Origin of the sequence: Bradyrhizobium genomosp. I (2014), from assembly GCF_000261685.1 — a bacterium.
Lineage (GTDB): Bacteria > Pseudomonadota > Alphaproteobacteria > Rhizobiales > Xanthobacteraceae > Bradyrhizobium.
The window spans coordinates 1-715 of sequence record NZ_AJQE01000354.1 but is presented as its reverse complement, the minus strand read 5'-3'; the positions used below and the strand labels follow the sequence as shown (position 1 = coordinate 715).

Genomic DNA, 715 nt, shown 5'->3' with positions numbered 1-715 from the left:
CGTCGCAAGTGCTCCTCGCAATGACGGTGCGGCGAAAGCCTCACAGTCATCTCTGAGTTGTGTTATCATGAACGCTCTCGCCGGCGAGTGCGCTTATGAAGCAGCCCTGCGTCTACATGTTCGCCAATCGCCGCAACGGAACGATCTACACGGGCGTTACCTCGAATCCACCGCGTCGTGCATTCGAGCATCGCGAAGGCCTGGTGAGGGGATTTTCATCGAAGTACGGCTGCAAGCTCCTCGTCTGGTACGAACTTCACGGGACCATGACTGACGCGATTGCGCGCGAGAAGCAGATCAAGGCCGGAAGCCGGGCAAAGAAGATCGCATTGATCGAGCGCATGAATCCGGACTGGAAGGATCTCTACGAGACGCTGATCTGACTTCGAGCCGGCCGGCCGACAACCCTCCGTCATTGCGAGCGCAGCGAAGCAATCCAGAATCTCTCCGCAGCGGCAGCCTGGATTGCTTCGCTACGCTCGCAATGACGGAATTTGTTGCTGCAGCCGGGCTACTCCGCCAGCGCCTTCATCTCCTTGTAGAGATCCGACTTGCCTTCGAAGCCGATGCCGGGAAGGTCGGGCATGGTGATGTGGCCGTTCTCGACGCTGATACCGTCGGGGAAGCCGCCATAGGGCTGGAACAGGTCGGGGTAGCTCTCGTTGCCGCCGAGACCGAGACCGGCCGCGATGTTGAGCGACATCTGGTGGCCGCC

Annotated in this window: 1 protein-coding gene and 1 pseudogene; one reads left to right on the top strand and one right to left on the bottom strand. The window is 60.1% G+C overall.

Features of this window, described 5'->3' with window-relative positions; genetic code table 11:
* Positions 1 to 95 precede the first annotated feature (95 nt).
* A complete protein-coding gene (locus tag IC50_RS31310; protein WP_035714293.1) occupies positions 96 to 383 on the top strand; it encodes a GIY-YIG nuclease family protein in 288 nt (95 codons plus the stop codon).
* Positions 384 to 511: 128 nt separating this feature from the next.
* On the opposite strand, the pseudogene IC50_RS31305 reads toward IC50_RS31310, so the two are convergent.
* A pseudogene (locus IC50_RS31305) lies at positions 512 to 715 on the bottom strand (mandelate racemase); the annotation flags it as partial.